Source organism: Rhodococcus sp. K11/5 (assembly GCF_055193735.1).
Genome location: NZ_CM143721.1, coordinates 2374905 through 2390529, shown reverse-complemented (window position 1 = coordinate 2390529; position 15625 = coordinate 2374905). Strand labels below are relative to the sequence as shown.

General features: G+C 66.7%; 16 protein-coding genes. 8 read left to right on the top strand and 8 right to left on the bottom strand.

What is annotated here, in order from left to right; all coding sequences use genetic code 11:
• Positions 1-75 precede the first annotated feature (75 nt).
• The 7 genes from ACY466_RS11280 to ACY466_RS11250 all read left to right on the top strand — a co-directional run bounded on the left by ACY466_RS11280 (position 76) and on the right by ACY466_RS11250 (position 6511).
• Positions 76-906: a helix-turn-helix transcriptional regulator gene (locus ACY466_RS11280; RefSeq protein ID WP_463252234.1), complete on the top strand. Its 831-nt coding sequence runs from the start codon at positions 76-78 to the stop codon at positions 904-906.
• Positions 903-2354, top strand: coding sequence for a Fe-S cluster assembly protein SufB (gene sufB / locus ACY466_RS11275; protein ID WP_463245492.1), 1452 nt, complete (start codon positions 903-905; stop codon positions 2352-2354). The genes ACY466_RS11280 and sufB overlap by 4 nt, the downstream gene beginning before the upstream one ends.
• The gene (sufD, locus tag ACY466_RS11270; RefSeq protein ID WP_463245491.1) at positions 2351-3562 is read left to right on the top strand and encodes a Fe-S cluster assembly protein SufD; all 1212 of its coding nucleotides are present in this window, start codon (positions 2351-2353) and stop codon (positions 3560-3562) included. The genes sufB and sufD overlap by 4 nt, the downstream gene beginning before the upstream one ends.
• A 63-nt stretch (positions 3563-3625) precedes the next feature.
• Positions 3626-4420 (top strand): Fe-S cluster assembly ATPase SufC, encoded by a 795-nt coding sequence (gene sufC / locus ACY466_RS11265; RefSeq protein ID WP_463245490.1) that lies wholly within the window; start codon positions 3626-3628, stop codon positions 4418-4420.
• Positions 4417-5679: a cysteine desulfurase gene (locus ACY466_RS11260; protein ID WP_463245489.1), complete on the top strand. Its 1263-nt coding sequence runs from the start codon at positions 4417-4419 to the stop codon at positions 5677-5679. Before sufC ends, ACY466_RS11260 begins: the two co-directional genes overlap by 4 nt.
• Positions 5676-6140, top strand: a complete 465-nt coding sequence (gene sufU / locus ACY466_RS11255; RefSeq protein WP_463245488.1) for a Fe-S cluster assembly sulfur transfer protein SufU — start codon at positions 5676-5678, stop codon at positions 6138-6140. Before ACY466_RS11260 ends, sufU begins: the two co-directional genes overlap by 4 nt.
• 23 nt (positions 6141-6163) lie before the next feature.
• Positions 6164-6511, top strand: coding sequence for a metal-sulfur cluster assembly factor (locus tag ACY466_RS11250; RefSeq protein WP_463252233.1), 348 nt, complete (start codon positions 6164-6166; stop codon positions 6509-6511).
• Between the two features lie 16 nt (positions 6512-6527).
• Here ACY466_RS11250 and ACY466_RS11245 read toward each other — a convergent pair whose 3' ends face one another.
• From ACY466_RS11245 to ACY466_RS11215, 7 genes are all read right to left on the bottom strand, one after another.
• Entirely contained in the window at positions 6528-7736 is a 1209-nt protein-coding gene (locus ACY466_RS11245; protein ID WP_463245487.1) for an N-acetyltransferase family protein, read from the bottom strand.
• Positions 7733-8437, bottom strand: coding sequence for a phosphatidylserine decarboxylase (locus ACY466_RS11240; RefSeq protein ID WP_463245486.1), 705 nt, complete (start codon positions 8435-8437; stop codon positions 7733-7735). Before ACY466_RS11240 ends, ACY466_RS11245 begins: the two co-directional genes overlap by 4 nt.
• Positions 8434-8697 (bottom strand): hypothetical protein, encoded by a 264-nt coding sequence (locus tag ACY466_RS11235; protein WP_463245485.1) that lies wholly within the window; start codon positions 8695-8697, stop codon positions 8434-8436. Before ACY466_RS11235 ends, ACY466_RS11240 begins: the two co-directional genes overlap by 4 nt.
• Entirely contained in the window at positions 8694-9881 is a 1188-nt protein-coding gene (locus tag ACY466_RS11230; protein WP_463245484.1) for an SDR family oxidoreductase, read from the bottom strand. Before ACY466_RS11230 ends, ACY466_RS11235 begins: the two co-directional genes overlap by 4 nt.
• Positions 9882-10170: 289 nt before the next feature.
• Positions 10171-11193 carry a non-homologous end joining protein Ku gene (gene ku / locus ACY466_RS11225; protein WP_463245483.1) on the bottom strand — a complete coding sequence of 341 codons (1023 nt, stop codon included), beginning with the start codon at positions 11191-11193 and terminating at the stop codon, positions 10171-10173.
• Positions 11194-11238: 45 nt separating this feature from the next.
• Positions 11239-12393 (bottom strand): lycopene cyclase family protein, encoded by a 1155-nt coding sequence (locus tag ACY466_RS11220; protein ID WP_463245482.1) that lies wholly within the window; start codon positions 12391-12393, stop codon positions 11239-11241.
• A gap of 17 nt (positions 12394-12410) precedes the next feature.
• Entirely contained in the window at positions 12411-13181 is a 771-nt protein-coding gene (locus ACY466_RS11215) for an SDR family oxidoreductase (protein ID WP_463245481.1), read from the bottom strand.
• 139 nt (positions 13182-13320) lie between these two features.
• Here ACY466_RS11215 and ACY466_RS11210 point away from each other — a divergent pair, with 139 nt between their 5' ends.
• Entirely contained in the window at positions 13321-14952 is a 1632-nt protein-coding gene (locus ACY466_RS11210; RefSeq protein WP_463245480.1) for an ABC-F family ATP-binding cassette domain-containing protein, read from the top strand.
• On the opposite strand, the gene ACY466_RS11205 is transcribed toward ACY466_RS11210, so the two are convergent.
• Positions 14936-15529: a TetR/AcrR family transcriptional regulator gene (locus ACY466_RS11205; protein WP_463245479.1), complete on the bottom strand. Its 594-nt coding sequence runs from the start codon at positions 15527-15529 to the stop codon at positions 14936-14938. The genes ACY466_RS11210 and ACY466_RS11205 overlap by 17 nt on opposite strands.
• Positions 15530-15625 lie beyond the last annotated feature (96 nt).

The window sequence follows — 15625 nt, the reverse complement described above, 5'->3', positions numbered from 1 at the left end:
AGGGCACCCTTGCTGGAAGCCGCCCGGTAATTCGGTCACACTGGTGTTGTGAAAAATACCGAAACCGCATCCACCGTGCGTGGAGACGCACGCGAGGAGCCCGGGTCGGTTGCCGTCACACCCGACGGTGGCACCCGAGCGTCCGTCGTCACGTTGCTTCTGGAAGAGGGTCCGATCACCGCGTCCGAGGTGGGCTCGCGCCTCGGGATCAGCGCGGCAGGCGTTCGTCGGCACCTCGAGGCGCTCATCGATCTCGGTGACGCCCGCGTGTCGATGGCGGCGGGGCACCGGTCGCGTGGACGCGGACGCCCCGCGAAGATGTTCTCCCTGACCGCCCGTGGACGGTCCAGGCTGGGTCACTCGTACGACGATCTCGCGGGCGCCGCGATGCGGCATCTGCGCGAGATCGGTGGGGACACGGCCATCGCCACCTTCGCGCGGCGGCGAATCCAGTCCATCGTGTCCGATGTCACACCGGCCGACGTGCAGTCGGCGGAGTCGGTGGCGGAGACCGCCGACGACATCGCGAGAGCGCTGACGGAATCCGGGTTCGCCGCGTCCACGCGTCCCGTGGGCAACGGTGTGCAGATCTGCCAGCACCACTGCCCGGTGTCCCACGTCGCGTCGGAGTTCCCGGAACTGTGCACCGCCGAGCGCGAGGTGTTCGCCGAACTTCTGGGTACACACGTCCAGCGGCTGGCGACGATCGCCAACGGCGACTGCGCGTGCACGACGCACGTTCCACTCGGCGCAACGACACCTGTGCCTCTCGGCACACCCGAATATCCCGACAACGGCAATACCGACGCACCTTCTCGTGTTGCACGAGAAATACCGGCTGATCGAACACCGACAGCCGTCACGAATTTCCCCGCGCACGACCGCCTCCGGAAGGAGCCCGCATGACCGTCACACCAGACCAGGTGGCACCCACGGCGCCCGTCGCCCTCACCCAGGACGAGACGATCGCCTCGCTCGGCACGTACGGCTACGGCTGGTCCGACTCGGACGTCGCGGGCGCCAGCGCGAAGCGCGGTCTGTCCGAGGCCGTCGTTCGCGACATCTCGGAGAAGAAGAGCGAATCCGAGTGGATGCTCGAGACTCGGTTGAAGGCACTCAAGACCTTCGACCGCAAGCCCATGCCCAACTGGGGTTCGAACCTCGACGGCATCGACTTCGACAACATCAAGTACTTCGTGCGGTCCTCCGAGAAGCAGGCCGCCACGTGGGACGATCTGCCGGCCGACATCAAGAACACCTACGACCGGCTCGGTATCCCCGAGGCGGAGAAGCAGCGCCTGGTCTCCGGCGTGGCCGCGCAGTACGAGTCCGAGGTCGTCTACCACTCGATCCGCGAGGACCTCGAGCAGCAGGGCGTCATCTTCATGGACACCGACACGGGCCTGCGCGAGCACCCGGAGATCTTCAAGGAGTACTTCGGCTCGGTGATCCCGGCCGGCGACAACAAGTTCTCCGCGCTCAACACCGCGGTGTGGTCCGGCGGATCCTTCATCTACGTGCCGCCGGGCGTGCACGTGGACATCCCGCTGCAGGCGTACTTCCGCATCAACACCGAGAACATGGGCCAGTTCGAGCGAACCCTGATCATCGTCGACGAGGGTGCCTACGTGCACTACGTCGAGGGCTGCACGGCGCCGATCTACAAGTCGGACTCCCTGCACTCCGCCGTGGTCGAGATCATCGTGAAGAAGGGTGGTCGCTGCCGCTACACGACCATCCAGAACTGGTCGAACAACGTCTACAACCTGGTGACCAAGCGCGCCAAGGCCGAGGCCGGCGCAACCATGGAGTGGATCGACGGCAACATCGGATCCAAGGTCACCATGAAGTACCCGGCCGTGTGGATGACCGGCGAGCACGCCAAGGGCGAGGTTCTGTCCGTGGCGTTCGCCGGCGAGGGACAGCACCAGGACACCGGGTCGAAGATGCTGCACCTCGCGCCCAACACGTCGTCGAACATCGTCAGCAAGTCGGTGGCCCGTGGTGGCGGCCGTGCCTCGTACCGCGGACTGATCCAGATCAACAAGGGCGCGCACGGGTCGAAGTCGACCGTCAAGTGCGACGCACTGCTGGTCGATCAGATCAGCCGCAGTGACACCTACCCGTACGTCGACATCCGTGAGGACGACGTGACGATGGGTCACGAGGCAACCGTGTCGAAGGTGAGCGACGATCAGCTGTTCTACCTCATGAGCCGCGGCCTGACCGAGGACGAGGCCATGGCCATGGTGGTGCGCGGATTCGTGGAGCCCATCGCCAAGGAACTGCCCATGGAGTACGCACTCGAGCTCAACCGGCTCATCGAACTGCAGATGGAGGGTTCGGTCGGATGACCCTGCCGCAGACCGGAGTACAGAACGCCGTCGTGGGAGAGAACCCCGTCGGCGAGAACAAGCGCGCGATCGTCGCCAACAAGGGTGCGCAGTTCTCGTCGTACGACGTCCAGGCGTTCGAGATCCCCTCGGGCCGTGACGAGATCTGGCGGTTCACCCCGCTGCGTCGACTGCGCGGCCTGCACGACGGGTCCGCCGTGGCCGACGGTACGGCCGCGGTGTCGGTGGCGGGTGCCACCGACGCGGTCACCGTGGAGACGGTGGGCCGCGGCGATGCGCGACTCGGTGCCGCGGGCGAGCCTGCGGACCGCGTCGCCGCTCAGGCGTACTCGTCCTTCGAGACCGCCACCGTGGTGACCGTGGGCAAGGAAGCCGAACTCGCCGAGCCGTTGACGATCACCGTCGACGGTCCGGGCGTCGGTGCCGTGGCCTACGGCCACATCCAGATTCGAGTCGAGCAGTTCGCCTCGGCGACGATCGTGCTCGAACAGCGCGGCGGCGGCACCTACGCCGAGAACGTCGAGTTCGTGATCGCGGACGGCGCGAAGCTGACCGTCGTGGCCCTGCAGGAGTGGGACGACGACGCTGTGCACGTCGCCGCGCACCATGCCTCGGTCGGCCGTGACGCCACGCTGCGCTACTTCTCCGTCAGTCTGGGCGGCGATCTCGTTCGCCTGACCCCGGTGGTGAAGTTCCGCGGACCCGGCGGCGACGCCGAGCTTCTCGGACTGTACTTCGCGGACGACGGCCAGCATCTCGAGCAGCGCCTGCTGGTCCACCACAGCGCGCCGAACTGCCGGTCCAACGTCATGTACAAGGGTGCCCTCCAGGGCGATCCGTCCTCGAAGAAGCCGGACACGCACACGGTGTGGATCGGTGACGTGGTCATCGGTGCAGAGGCCGAGAACACCGACACGTTCGAGCTGAACCGGAACCTGATTCTCACCGACGGTGCCCGAGCGGACTCGGTGCCCAACCTCGAGATCGAGACCGGCGAGATCCTGGGAGCCGGCCACGCCAGCGCCACCGGGCGCTTCGACGACGAGCAGCTGTTCTACCTGCGCTCACGCGGCATTCCCGAGGACCAGGCGCGTCGTCTGGTGGTGCGCGGATTCTTCCAGGAGATCATCACCAAGATTCCGGTCGAATCGATTCGCGAGCGCCTCACGGACGCGGTCGAAGCCGAACTCGCACTCACCGAGACGTGACCGACGGTCGAGTCCCGGCGCAGTAGCGCCACCCATTCACACACCACAGGCAAGGAATCACCAATGTCCACCCTCGAAATCCGAGACCTGCACGTCGACGTCGCCAACACCGACGACGCGTCCGCGCCGATCGAGATCCTCAAGGGCGTCGACCTCACGGTGTCGTCCGGCGAAACCCACGCCATCATGGGCCCCAACGGCTCGGGCAAGTCCACGCTCTCCTACGCGATCGCCGGTCATCCCAAGTACCGCGTCACGTCCGGTAGCATCACGCTCGACGGCGAGAACGTTCTCGAGATGTCCGTCGACGAGCGCGCCCGCGCGGGCCTCTTCCTGGCCATGCAGTACCCCGTCGAGGTCCCCGGGGTCTCGATGTCGAACTTCCTGCGCACCGCCGCCACCGCCGTTCGCGGCGAGGCACCCAAGCTGCGGCACTGGGTCAAGGAAGCCAAGGAAGCGATGAACGAGCTCGAGATCAAGCCCGAGTTCGCGGAACGCAGCGTGAACGAGGGTTTCTCCGGTGGCGAGAAGAAGCGACTGGAAATCCTGCAGCTCGGACTGCTGAAGCCGAAGATCGCCATCCTCGACGAGACCGACTCCGGCCTCGACGTCGACGCGTTGCGCGTCGTGTCCGAAGGGGTCAACCGGTACAAGGAGCGCGGCTGGACCGACGCGGCCGACAAGCCCGTCGCCGGTGGAGTTCTGCTGATCACGCACTACACGCGCATCCTCCGGTACATCACCCCGGATTTCGTGCACGTGTTCTCCGACGGTCGCATCGTCCAGTCCGGCGGTGCCGAGCTGGCCGACGAGCTCGAGGCGAACGGGTACGAGCGGTTCGCGAAGACCAGCGCATGACCGTGTCCGCCCCGACGGCCTCGTTGGACGTGTCCCGGATCCGGGCGGACTTTCCCATCCTGGCGCGCACGGTGCGAGACGATAAGCCGCTGGTCTATCTCGACTCGGGAGCGACCTCGCAGCGTCCGGTTCAGGTGCTGGACGCCGAGCGGGACTTCCTCACCACGTGCAATGCCGCGGTACACCGAGGCGCACATCAGCTGGCGGAGGAAGCGACGGACGCCTACGAGGGTGCTCGTGAGAAGATCGCGGGCTTCGTTGGAGCGGATGTCGACGAGATCGTGTTCACCAAGAACGCGACGGAGTCGCTGAACCTGGTGACCTATGCGCTCGCCGACCCACGGTTCGACCGCGCGCTTCGCCCGGGTGACGAGATCGTGATCACCGAGCTCGAACACCACGCGAACCTCGTGCCCTGGCAGGAACTGGCGCGGCGGACGGGCGCGACACTTCGGTGGTACGGCGTCACCGACGAGGGTCGGATCGATCTCGATTCCCTGGAGCTCTCCGACCGCACTCGGGTGGTGTCCTTCACACATCAGTCCAACGTGACCGGTGCGATCGCGCCGGTCGCCGAGATCGTGCGACGCGCGCAGGCCGTGGGTGCGCTGGTGGTGCTCGATGCCTGCCAGTCGGTTCCCCACATGCCGGTGAACCTCCACGAGCTCGGTGTGGACTTCGCGGCGTTCTCGGGCCACAAGATGCTCGGGCCGTCGGGGGTCGGGGTGCTGTACGGACGCGCGGCACTGCTGGAGTCGATGCCTCCGGTCATCACGGGTGGCTCGATGATCGAGACCGTGACCATGGAGAAAACCACCTTCGCGGCGCCCCCGCAGCGTTTCGAAGCCGGTGTGCCCATGACGTCACAGGTCGTCGGACTCGGTGCCGCGGTGGACTACCTGCAGAGCCTGGGAATGGACGCGGTGGCCGCGCACGAGCACCGGCTGACCTCCGCGGCCCTGCGGGTCCTGGGAGCCATCGACGGTGTACGCATCGTGGGTCCGACCGACACCACTCTGCGCGGGGGAGCGGTGTCCTTCGTCGTCGACGGTGTGCACGCGCACGATCTCGGACAGATTCTGGACGACGAGGGTGTCGCGATTCGCGTCGGACACCACTGCGCCTGGCCGCTTCACCGCCGTTTCGGTCTGGCGGCGACGGCGCGCGCGTCGTTCGCGGTCTACAACACCGTCGACGAGGTCGACGTTCTCGGCGCGGCCGTGGTTCGCGCGCAGCGGTTCTTCGGAGCGGCATCGTGAGAATGGAACAGATGTACCAGGAAGTGATCCTCGATCACTACAAGCATCCGCACGGGCGTGGGCTGCGGGACCCGTTCGACGCCGAGGTTCATCACGTGAACCCCACGTGCGGCGACGAGGTGACGTTGCGGGTGCACCTCGACGGCGGCGCGGTGGCCGACGTCTCCTACGACGGACAGGGATGCTCCATCAGTCAGGCGGCGACCTCGGTACTCACCGATCAGGTGGTGGGGCAGTCCGTCGAAGATGCTCTGCGCACGGTCGATGCGTTCGCGGAGATGGTGGGCAGTCGCGGCAAGGTCGAGGGCGACGCCGACGTCATCGGCGACGGAATCGCGTTCGCCGGCGTGTCGCGGTACCCCGCTCGCGTCAAGTGCGCGTTGCTGGGATGGATGGCATTCAAGGATGCCGTTGTTCGTAGTGTGGATCGACTCGAAGCAGAACCGACCGGAGGATCATGATGAGTGAGACAGAAGACGTGACCATGAGCGGTGCCCCCGTCGTGAACCCGGAGAACGACGCGGTGATCGCCGATCTCGAAGAAGCGATGCGCGATGTCGTGGATCCCGAACTGGGCATCAACGTCGTCGATCTCGGTCTGGTCTACGGGATCTCGATCGACGACACGGCAACCGTGACCCTCGACATGACGCTGACGTCCGCGGCCTGCCCGCTGACCGACGTCATCGAGGATCAGTCGCGTTCGGCTCTGGTCCGCAGTGGACTGGCCGAGGAACTGAAGATCAACTGGGTGTGGATGCCGCCGTGGGGTCCGGACAAGATCACCGACGACGGCCGCGAGCAGCTGCGCGCTCTCGGATTCACCGTCTGACCCGTCGCATCGCGCGTCACGGTCCGACGAGATCCTTTCGGTAGATCCGATACGTCCGTTTCGGGTCCACCGGGTAGGACGATCGGAAGGACTGGAACCACCCACCGTCCACTGCGAGGGGGGCCGCTTCCACGGAGGCGTACCCCCGGTTGTGGATGCGTTCGAACAGCTCGAAGATGAGCATCGCCGAGGTTCCCCGATCGGGGCAGTCCGGATCGACGAACATCATGTCGAGGCGTACGTGATCACGGAATCGTGCTCCTCTCGGCCCGCGCCATCGGATCAGCGTGTGCAGGTCGCGAACCACCCCGAACCGCGACCGCACCGCTCCGGCGGCCGCCCTGTTCACATCGGGTATCCCCATGACGAACCCGACGATCTTGCCGTCGAGTTCGGCGAAGAGCACGATCTCGGGATCGAGAATCGGCTTCATCGTCTTCGCGAGTGCCGCCAGTTCGTCCGGTTCGACCGGAGTGAAACCCCAGTACGACCGGAAGGCCGTGTTGTACAGCTCGCGGACACTCTCGATCTCGTCGTCGAATCGGGCCATGTCCAACGAGCGAATGGTCACCGCCGAGCGCTGCCGCCATCGCGCAGCCAGCGTGCGCTTGCGTTCGAACTGCGGCGACTGCACCAGCGTGTGCGGGTCGTCGTGATAGAAGCTGTGGAAGTCCTTGATTCCGGTCAGTCCGAAGGATTTTAGGTGATCCCGGTACCACGCCGGATTGTGCGGCATCCCCACCAGTGGCGCGAAGTCGTTGCCGTGCACCAGAAGTCCCGCGCTCCACAGCAGGGACGGGCTCATCGGTCCGACCAGGGAGGTGAGTGAACGACTGCGTGCCCAGTCGGACGCCGCGGACAACAGAGCGTGCGCGGCCTCGGGGTCGTCGATGCACTCGTAGTAGCCGAAGTATGCGGTCGGTTCGTCGTAGTGGTCGATGAAGACCAGGTCTGCGATGGCCGCGATGCGCCCGACCAGCCGGGTCCCCCGGTAGGCCAGGAATGCCTGCGAGGCCATCCGGCGCCGTGTGTTCGCCGAGGGTCGACGGAGCATGTCGTCGGGGTCGGCGGCGTCGCCCGGAATCCAGTGTGGATCGGACCGGTAGACCACGAAGGGGACGCGGTCGAACGCCGACCAGTCCCGACGTGTGCGGACCGGGCGGACGGTCACGGCATCGGAGTCGCGGCGTGATGTACGGCGTCGGAACTCCACGTTGAGGGTCATCGGGCTCCTCGGGTGCGGGCGAGCACTGATTCGCCGGCCCAGACGTACTGGCCGGGGCGGACGTCGACGGTGTCGACCAGCTCATCGGGCAGGAACACATCGCACTGCGATCCGAATCGGATCAATCCGTACTGCTCGCCCCGGCGAAGACGGTCACCGATGTCGGTTCGGGCGACGATCCGGTCGACCCACAGGTCGGCGATCTGGGTGACGAAGACGACGGCACCGCTGTCGTGCCGCAGTCCGATGGTCAGGCGCTCGTTGGTCAACAGGTAGTCGCACCCCTCGTCGAACGGGGTGCGGCGCAGGAAGAGATTGGCCGTCATGCGCGCCATCGAGCGGTTGAACGGGGCGGCGCCGCGGTGCCGGCGCACGATCACCTCGCCGTCGACCGGGGCACGATTTCGGTGGACCGAGTACTCCGTCATGTACGTGCCCACGAGCCACCCGCTCGACACATCTCCGGCTCCGGTGTACTCCGACAGCGGAATGTGTCTCCGCTTCTTCACCGCCACCGGAACCCGACCGTCGTCGACGCGCTTGACGTAGGTGACGAATCCGTCGGCTGCAGCGACCACGGTGCGCGGATCCGCCGGGGGAGTGCGAGCAGGATCTCGGAGGAACGCCGCCGTGCGCCAGTAGGAATACCCAGCGACGAGACCGGCCGCCGACAACACTGCCGAGGTGGACGCGGCTCTCATCGACCGTCGGTGACGCGGACCGGGTCCGGCTTCCCGTGATCGATCCGCTCGACCACCGTCATGAACGCGTCGAACGACCGTGTGCGCAGAACCGAGTCCACCGCGGTCGCCGCCAGCCCCAGCGTGGCGAGTGCGAGGTAGTAGACGAGCGTCGACACGAACTGCACGAAGTCGAGGGCGAACACGCGCATCCGGTAGCGCCCCGAGTCCTCGAGGAAGACGGGCTCGGGCGCCAGCGTGGGGGTGAGGCCGCCGCTCACGCGGTGACCAGGGGACGCCGGGCCGGGAGAGGTCGGAAGTCGACCTTCGACAGGTAGAGCGTGAACAGCGATCGATGATCCCACCACGATGTGTCGAAGTCGGCCGGCAGGCGGGACGGCGCGTTCGAGCGTCTGATGAGATCGTTGACGTCCGAGCCGAGCAGCGATGCGGTCTTCGCCGCGGGGATGCGGCTGTTCACGAGGGCGAGGAACTCGCTCCACGGCACCACGTCGATTCCCAGGATGTTCGCGATGACGGTGTTGCTGTAGGGCTCGGGATTCGACGGCACGAGATGGTTCGACGGCGTCTCCTGCAGCGCGTTGTCCACCAACACCCGCGACAGGACGTCCACGGGCGCGTAGTTCATCCCGGGGCCGTCCCAGATGGCCCCCACGCCCTTGGCGATCTCGATCGCGCGCCAGAAGCTGTAGACGCGGCCCGGGTCCTTGCCGACCGTCGTCGAGCCCAGCACGTACGGAGATTCGCACAGCGTCACCGAGGCGACGCCGTCACGGGCGAGCCAGCGGAGAAGGCGGCCGTTGATCCACTTCATCTGGCAGTACCCGGAGTACCACCAGGAATCGGGGCGCAGGAAGTCCTCGGGACTGGTGTAGATGAAGGCGCCGATGCTGCCCATGTACGTCAGATGCTTGCGGCGGTCCTCCAGGGTGAACTGCACGACGCGGAGCAGGGACTCGAACCAATCGGAGCGCAGTGCGAGGTAGGTGGAGTCGTAATCCGTGGAGCTCGCGGAGTTGAACACCTGGTCGACGGTGCGGCGAAGGTGCAGGTAGGTCTCCTCGTCGAGACCGAAGTGGGTGCGCGTGGGGACGGCCTCGACGACGACGATCTTGGACCGGTCGATGTCGCCGATCGAGTACTGGCTCACGGTTGCTTCGAAACGGTCCGACGCCGACTCCGATTCCGTCGATCGCACCCCGGCATAGACGACGTCGGTCTCCGGACGCACCGACAGCTCGGCGACCAGGTGCGCGCCCACGAAGCCGTTGGCGCCGAACACCAGCGACACCCGGTGAGCCGGCGCGTCCATGGCGGCGACCAGTTCGGCGGTGTTCTCGTCGATGACAGGCCTCAGCAGATCTGCGTCACCCGCGCTCAGTGCGGCCAGATCCGCATATTTGCGACCGAACAGAATCGACGGTGAATCCGATGTCAGTGCCATTACCGAACTGACCAGATGGGCGTCGTTGGCCGTGGTGGTGAAAACGTAATCGTCGTGCATTGGTGAACCCCCCCGAGGTCGTGACCGAGATGTTGCGGCGAATTCACGCGACCGATCGAGATCCGCACGAACGGCGGCGGCCCGAGAATCGAATGGGCGACGCGCAACCCAACGGAATCAGACTAAGGGGTGTTTGCGTATCCGAAACCTCAACGGAATTGTGAGACATCCGAACAGAACGCAACCGGATTTGTGAGCGATCCGATGGGGTCCGCGGCGGCGTCGGTCCTCAACTCGCCCGCTTCTTGGCTGCGGTCTTCTTCGCGGCGGTCTTCTTGGCGGGCGCCTTCTTCGCTGCGCCGCCTTTACCCGAACCACCCTCGCCCCCAGACGTTTTCGTGGCAGCGGCTTTGCTGCCGCCCTTTTCGGAGGATGCTGCGTCGTCGGCCCCCCGTCGTTTCGAGTCGGATTTTCCTCCGCCGCCGTCGGACTCGGCCGACGTTCGAGTCGACGTCGTCGCGACCCGTGCGCCCGCGGCCTCGACACTGCGCTGCAACGCCGCCACCAGATCGACGACCTCGGCGTCCTCTCCCGAGTCGTCGCCGTCCGGTTCGGCGCGCACCACTTTCTCACCACCGTTCTCGATGGATTCTTCGAGCATCTTGCGCAATTCGATCTGGTAGTCGTCGGTGTATTCGGTCGGATCGAAATCGCTCGACATGGACTCGACGAGAGCACCGGCCATGGTGAGTTCTCGTGCGGCCGGTGACGACGCGTCGTCCAGTGACGAGAACTGGGCCGCCCGCACCTCGTCCGGCCACAGCAGGGTCTGCACGACCAACACGTTCTCGCGCACTCGCAGTGCCGCGAGACGCGTCTTCTGGCGGAGCGTGAAGTGTACGAGCGCGGTGCGCTCGGTCGACTCGAGCGTCTCGCGCAACAACACGTAGGCCTTGGGGGACGTCGAGTCCGGTTCGAGGAAGTAGCTCTTGTCGTAGAGAATCGGGTCGATCTGATCGGTGGGCACGAACTCGAGGACCGGAATCTCGTGCTTCTCGGCCGCGGGCAGATTCGAGAAGTCCTGGTCGGTGAGGATGACGCGATCACCGTCGGGCGACTCGTAGGCCTTGTCGATGTCGGCGAACTGCACGGACTCTCCGCACACCGAGCACTTGCGGTCGTATTTGATCCGGCCACCGTCCTTGCCGTGGACCTGATGGAACTTGATGTCGTGATCCTCGGTCGCGGTGTACACCTTGACCGGCACGTTCACCAGCCCGAAGGCAATGGCGCCTTTCCAGATCGATCGCATGCGTCAATCTTGGAGGACCGCAGGTCACATTGCCAGCCGTCGACCTCAGCGGCGACGAATCCGGCCGCCCACCGCAGCGGTCGCGGAGTCGCGCACGGCCCGCAGGATGACCGTCCGGATGCCGTTGTCGATCCGACCGAAGAGGTCGAGCATCGCGCCCGACGTCGCGCGGACGTCCTCGTCGGCGGACAGGTACGCCCGCTGACGTTCGATCGGCAACGAGAAGAAGTCGTCGAAGAAGTGCACCAGCTTCTCGCTCGGCATCGTCAGCAGCGCGTCACCTCCCACCGACCGCAGGGCCGCCACGGACTCCAGGGCAGCGGTACGTCGAAGTCGGTCGCGGCGGTTTCCGGCGCCCGTGATGCGCGCGGTGATCACGTCGGCACGCCGCAGAGACGCGGCCACGCTGTATCCGGTGGCCGGATGCATGGCCGAACTGCGAGCGCCGGTGACCTCGACACGACGGTGAGCTCGCGGCGGGGGCCTCATCGCGAACCGAACGCGCTCGACGTCCTCGTCGCCGGAGACGGACACTCCGCGGACGGCGAGTCGGTGTCGCAGTCGGTCGGCCAGCACGTCGAAGCTCAGACCCGGCCGACCGACGAGGCAGGTCTCCTCGAGCAGAACGCGGTCGTCGTCGAGCGGGACGGCGTAGAGGAACGACGGGGTCTCGTTCGCCCGAGCGCCGTTGTCGCGGCGCCAATCCATGATGTAGGCCTCGGCCGCGCCGAGAGCCGGCGCGGCGGCATCTCGGGAGAAGACCAGGCCGTATGCGGTCTGTTCCGGGATCCCGGCACCCACGGCCGAGCCGCGAGCGTCCACCACGGCGTCGGCTCGAATCCTCGATCCGTCCGACAGGGACACCCGGTGTCCGTCGACGTTCGTCGCCGAGGCATGCACGTCCCGCACCGTGTCGACGGTGAGGAAATCCTGCAGGCGGCCCGTGTCGAGCACCACGTACGGCCGCGCGACCACGTGGCCGGCGATCGCGTGGACACCGGGAGCGGCCACCTCGGCCGCGCGCACGTCGCGGTCGAGCCACGACGGTAGTTCGTCCGCCCACATTCCGTAGGTGTTGCGCCAGCGTCGCCGCGGATGCGGGTCGACCACGGCGACCGTCGCGCCCGCCGCCGCCGCTCGGAAGGCGGCCGCGCGACCCGACGGCCCGGCTCCGAGGACGACGACGTCGGGATCGGACACCGTGCCGTCGTGACGGCTCAGAGGGAGCCGGTGGCCAACAGGCCACCGTCGACGCGAACGGTCTCACCGGTGATCCACGAGGCCTGGTCCGACGCGAGGAACCCGACGAGGCGTGCGATGTCCTCGGGGGTACCGAGACGCTTCATCGGGTAGCCCTGCGATGCGTTGTCCTCACCGCCGGCGACGAGCGCCTCGGCGAACTTGGTCTTCACCACGCCGGGGGCCACCCCGTTGACGCGGATCTTCGGGCCGAGTTGCCACGCCAGTTCCTCGGTGAGCCGGATGAGTGCGGCCTTGGACGCGCCGTACGCGGCGATCACGCCCGTCGAACGCATGCCGGCCACGCTGGCGACGTTGACCACGGCGCCGCCGTGCTCGCCGAGCCAGGCCCGGTAGGCCTCCTGGATGTAGCCGAGGGTGGCGACGACGTTGACGTCGAAGATCTTGCGAACACCGTCGAGGTCGGCGTCCATCAAGGAGCCGTAGACCGGGTTGATGCCCGTGTTGTTGACGAGGATGTCGAGGGATCCCAGTTCGGAAACAGTGCGATCGACGGTGTCGCGACGCGACTGCGCGTCTCCGGCGTTCCCTGCTATGGCCAGGACCTGCGCGCCGGGAGCGGCGGACCGCAGTTCGTCGGCCGCCGCGTTCAGCTGCTCTTCCTTGCGGGCGGTGATGGTGACGGAGGCTCCGCGCGCGAGAAGATCCGCAGCGATGGCCTTCCCGATACCGCGACTCGCGCCCGTGATCAGTGCGACTTTTCCCTGGAGTTCCGGTTGAGGGTTCATGCCCCGACGTTAGCGGAGTCACTCTCACGTGGGTGATGGGGTTGCCCGGGCAGGTTAAAATGAGGGTTTGACGTCCGCAGTCGTTCGACACCGCGAGACGACCCGAACTTGCCGCCTCGACAGTAGGAGCCGATAACACGTGATAACCGCCACCGATCTGGAGGTTCGCGCCGGCGTGCGCACCCTCCTGTCCGCTCCCGGCCCCGCACTGCGCGTGCAGGCCGGAGACCGAATCGGTCTGGTGGGTCGCAACGGCGCCGGTAAGACCACGACGATGCGAATTCTCGCGGGCGAGGGTGAGCCGTACGCGGGATCCGTGGCGCGCACCGGTGAGCTCGGGTACCTCCCACAGGACCCCAAGGAGGGAAACCTCGAGCAGCTGGCGAAGGACCGAGTGCTCTCGGCCCGCGGTCTCGACACCCTGCTGAACAAGATGGAGAAGCAGCAGGCGCTGATGGCCGAGGTGGCGGACGAGGCCCTGCTCGACAAGGCGGTCCGCAAGTACGGCGAACTCGAGGAGCAGTTCGCGTCCCTCGGCGGATACGTCGCCGAGAGCGAGGCCGCGCGGATCTGCAACAGCCTCGGTCTGCCCGATCGCATCCTCGGCCAGGCGATGCGCACGCTCTCCGGTGGTCAGCGTCGTCGCGTCGAGCTCGCTCGCATCCTGTTCGCCGCCTCCGACGGCAGCGGTGGTCGATCGGGAACGACGCTGTTGCTCGACGAACCCACCAACCACCTCGACGCGGATTCCATCACCTGGTTACGAGGCTTCCTGCAGAGCCACGAGGGCGGGCTGATCGTGATCAGCCACGACGTGGAGTTGCTGGCGGACGTGGTCAACCGAGTGTGGTTCCTCGACGCCGTGCGCGGCGAGCCCGACGTCTACAACATGGGGTGGAAGAAGTACCTCGACGCCCGCTCCACGGACGAGCAACGGCGCCGTCGCGAGCGAGCGAACGCCGAGAAGAAGGCCGGAGCGCTGCGGGTTCAGGCAGCGAAGATGGGTGCGAAGGCCACCAAGGCCGTGGCCGCGCAGAACATGGCCAAGCGAGCCGACAAACTCATGGCGAACCTCGACGAGGAGCGCGTGTCGGACCGGGTCGCTCATATTCGGTTCCCCGAGCCCGCCGCCTGCGGCAAGACCCCGCTCATGGCCACCAATCTGACCAAGATGTACGGATCCCTCGAGATCTTCGCGGGTGTGGATCTGGCCATCGACCGCGGATCCCGCGTGGTGGTGCTCGGGCTCAACGGTGCCGGCAAGACGACGCTGTTGCGGATCCTCGCCGGTACCGAGAAGAGCGATTCCGGGTCCATCGATCCGGGACACGGTCTGCGCGTCGGGTACTTCGCTCAGGAGCACGACACGCTGGACGACATGGCGAGCGTGTGGGAGAACGTGCGGCACGCCGCGCCGGACACCCCCGAGCAGGAACTGCGATCGTTGCTGGGCGCCTTCATGTTCACCGGTCCCCAGCTCGAGCAACCCGCGGGCACACTGTCCGGCGGAGAGAAGACCCGCCTGGCGCTGGCCGGTCTCGTGTCGTCCGCCGCCAACGTGCTACTGCTCGACGAGCCCACCAACAACCTCGACCCCATCTCGCGCGAACAGGTGCTCGAGGCGCTCCGCAGCTACAAGGGTGCGGTGGTGCTGGTGACGCACGATCCGGGTGCCGCCGAGGCGCTGTCTCCCGAGCGGGTCATTCTGCTGCCCGACGGGACCGAGGATCACTGGTCGCAGGAGTACCTGGAGCTCATTCAGCTGGCGTAGTCGCCGCGCCCGCGTTGTGGCGCCGCACCGACTCCTCGACCAGATCGAGCACGGCCGGGAGGTTCTCGCTTCCCTGTCCCGACGCGATGCGGGCGACGAGTCCGTCCATCACGAGGTCGAGGTAACCGAGAAGGACCGTGGTCGGGACGTCGTCCCGCAGCCGGCCCGCGGACTTCTGCCGTTCCAGGCGTGAGAGAACCGCGTCCTGAAGCTCTGCCGACCGCTCGGACCAGCTCGCCCGGAAGTCGGCGTCGGTGCGCAGGCGGCGGGCGATCTCGAGGCGGGTGCCGAGCCAGTCGAACTGCTCCGGCGACGCGAGCATGTCTCGCATCACCTGGACGAGACCCTGTTCGGCGGCCACATCGGCCATACGGCGAGCGTCGTCTCGGGCGAGCGCCAGGAACAGCCCGTCCTTGTCCTTGAAGTGATGAAAGATGGCGCCGCGGGACAGACCACTGGTCTCCTCGAGTCGACGGACCGTGGCGCCCTCGTATCCGTACTCCGCGAAGCATCGTCGGGCGCCGTCCAGGATCTGACCGCGGCGGGCGGCCAGGTGGTCCTCACTGACCTTGGGCATGAGCGCGACCGACTTTCGAGACGGAGTTCGGGTGGGCCGACAGCGGGCCCGGCAGCAGGAGCTGCCGGGCCCGCGTCGAAAGATCGGGCCGAGAGA

Excerpts from the sequence above, each read along its gene's own strand:
- ACY466_RS11245 (WP_463245487.1), bottom strand. The coding sequence starts at position 7,736 with ATGACCCTCAACGTGGAGTTCCGACGCCGTACATCACGCCGCGACTCC.
- sufB (WP_463245492.1), top strand. The coding sequence starts at position 903 with ATGACCGTCACACCAGACCAGGTGGCACCCACGGCGCCCGTCGCCCTC.
- ACY466_RS11205 (WP_463245479.1), bottom strand. The coding sequence starts at position 15,529 with ATGCCCAAGGTCAGTGAGGACCACCTGGCCGCCCGCCGCGGTCAGATC.
- sufC (WP_463245490.1), top strand. The coding sequence starts at position 3,626 with ATGTCCACCCTCGAAATCCGAGACCTGCACGTCGACGTCGCCAACACC.
- sufD (WP_463245491.1), top strand. The coding sequence starts at position 2,351 with ATGACCCTGCCGCAGACCGGAGTACAGAACGCCGTCGTGGGAGAGAAC.
- ACY466_RS11215 (WP_463245481.1), bottom strand. The coding sequence starts at position 13,181 with ATGAACCCTCAACCGGAACTCCAGGGAAAAGTCGCACTGATCACGGGC.
- ACY466_RS11230 (WP_463245484.1), bottom strand. The coding sequence starts at position 9,881 with ATGGCACTGACATCGGATTCACCGTCGATTCTGTTCGGTCGCAAATAT.
- ACY466_RS11240 (WP_463245486.1), bottom strand. The coding sequence starts at position 8,437 with ATGAGAGCCGCGTCCACCTCGGCAGTGTTGTCGGCGGCCGGTCTCGTC.
- ACY466_RS11250 (WP_463252233.1), top strand. The coding sequence starts at position 6,164 with ATGAGCGGTGCCCCCGTCGTGAACCCGGAGAACGACGCGGTGATCGCC.
- ACY466_RS11260 (WP_463245489.1), top strand. The coding sequence starts at position 4,417 with ATGACCGTGTCCGCCCCGACGGCCTCGTTGGACGTGTCCCGGATCCGG.
- ku (WP_463245483.1), bottom strand. The coding sequence starts at position 11,193 with ATGCGATCGATCTGGAAAGGCGCCATTGCCTTCGGGCTGGTGAACGTG.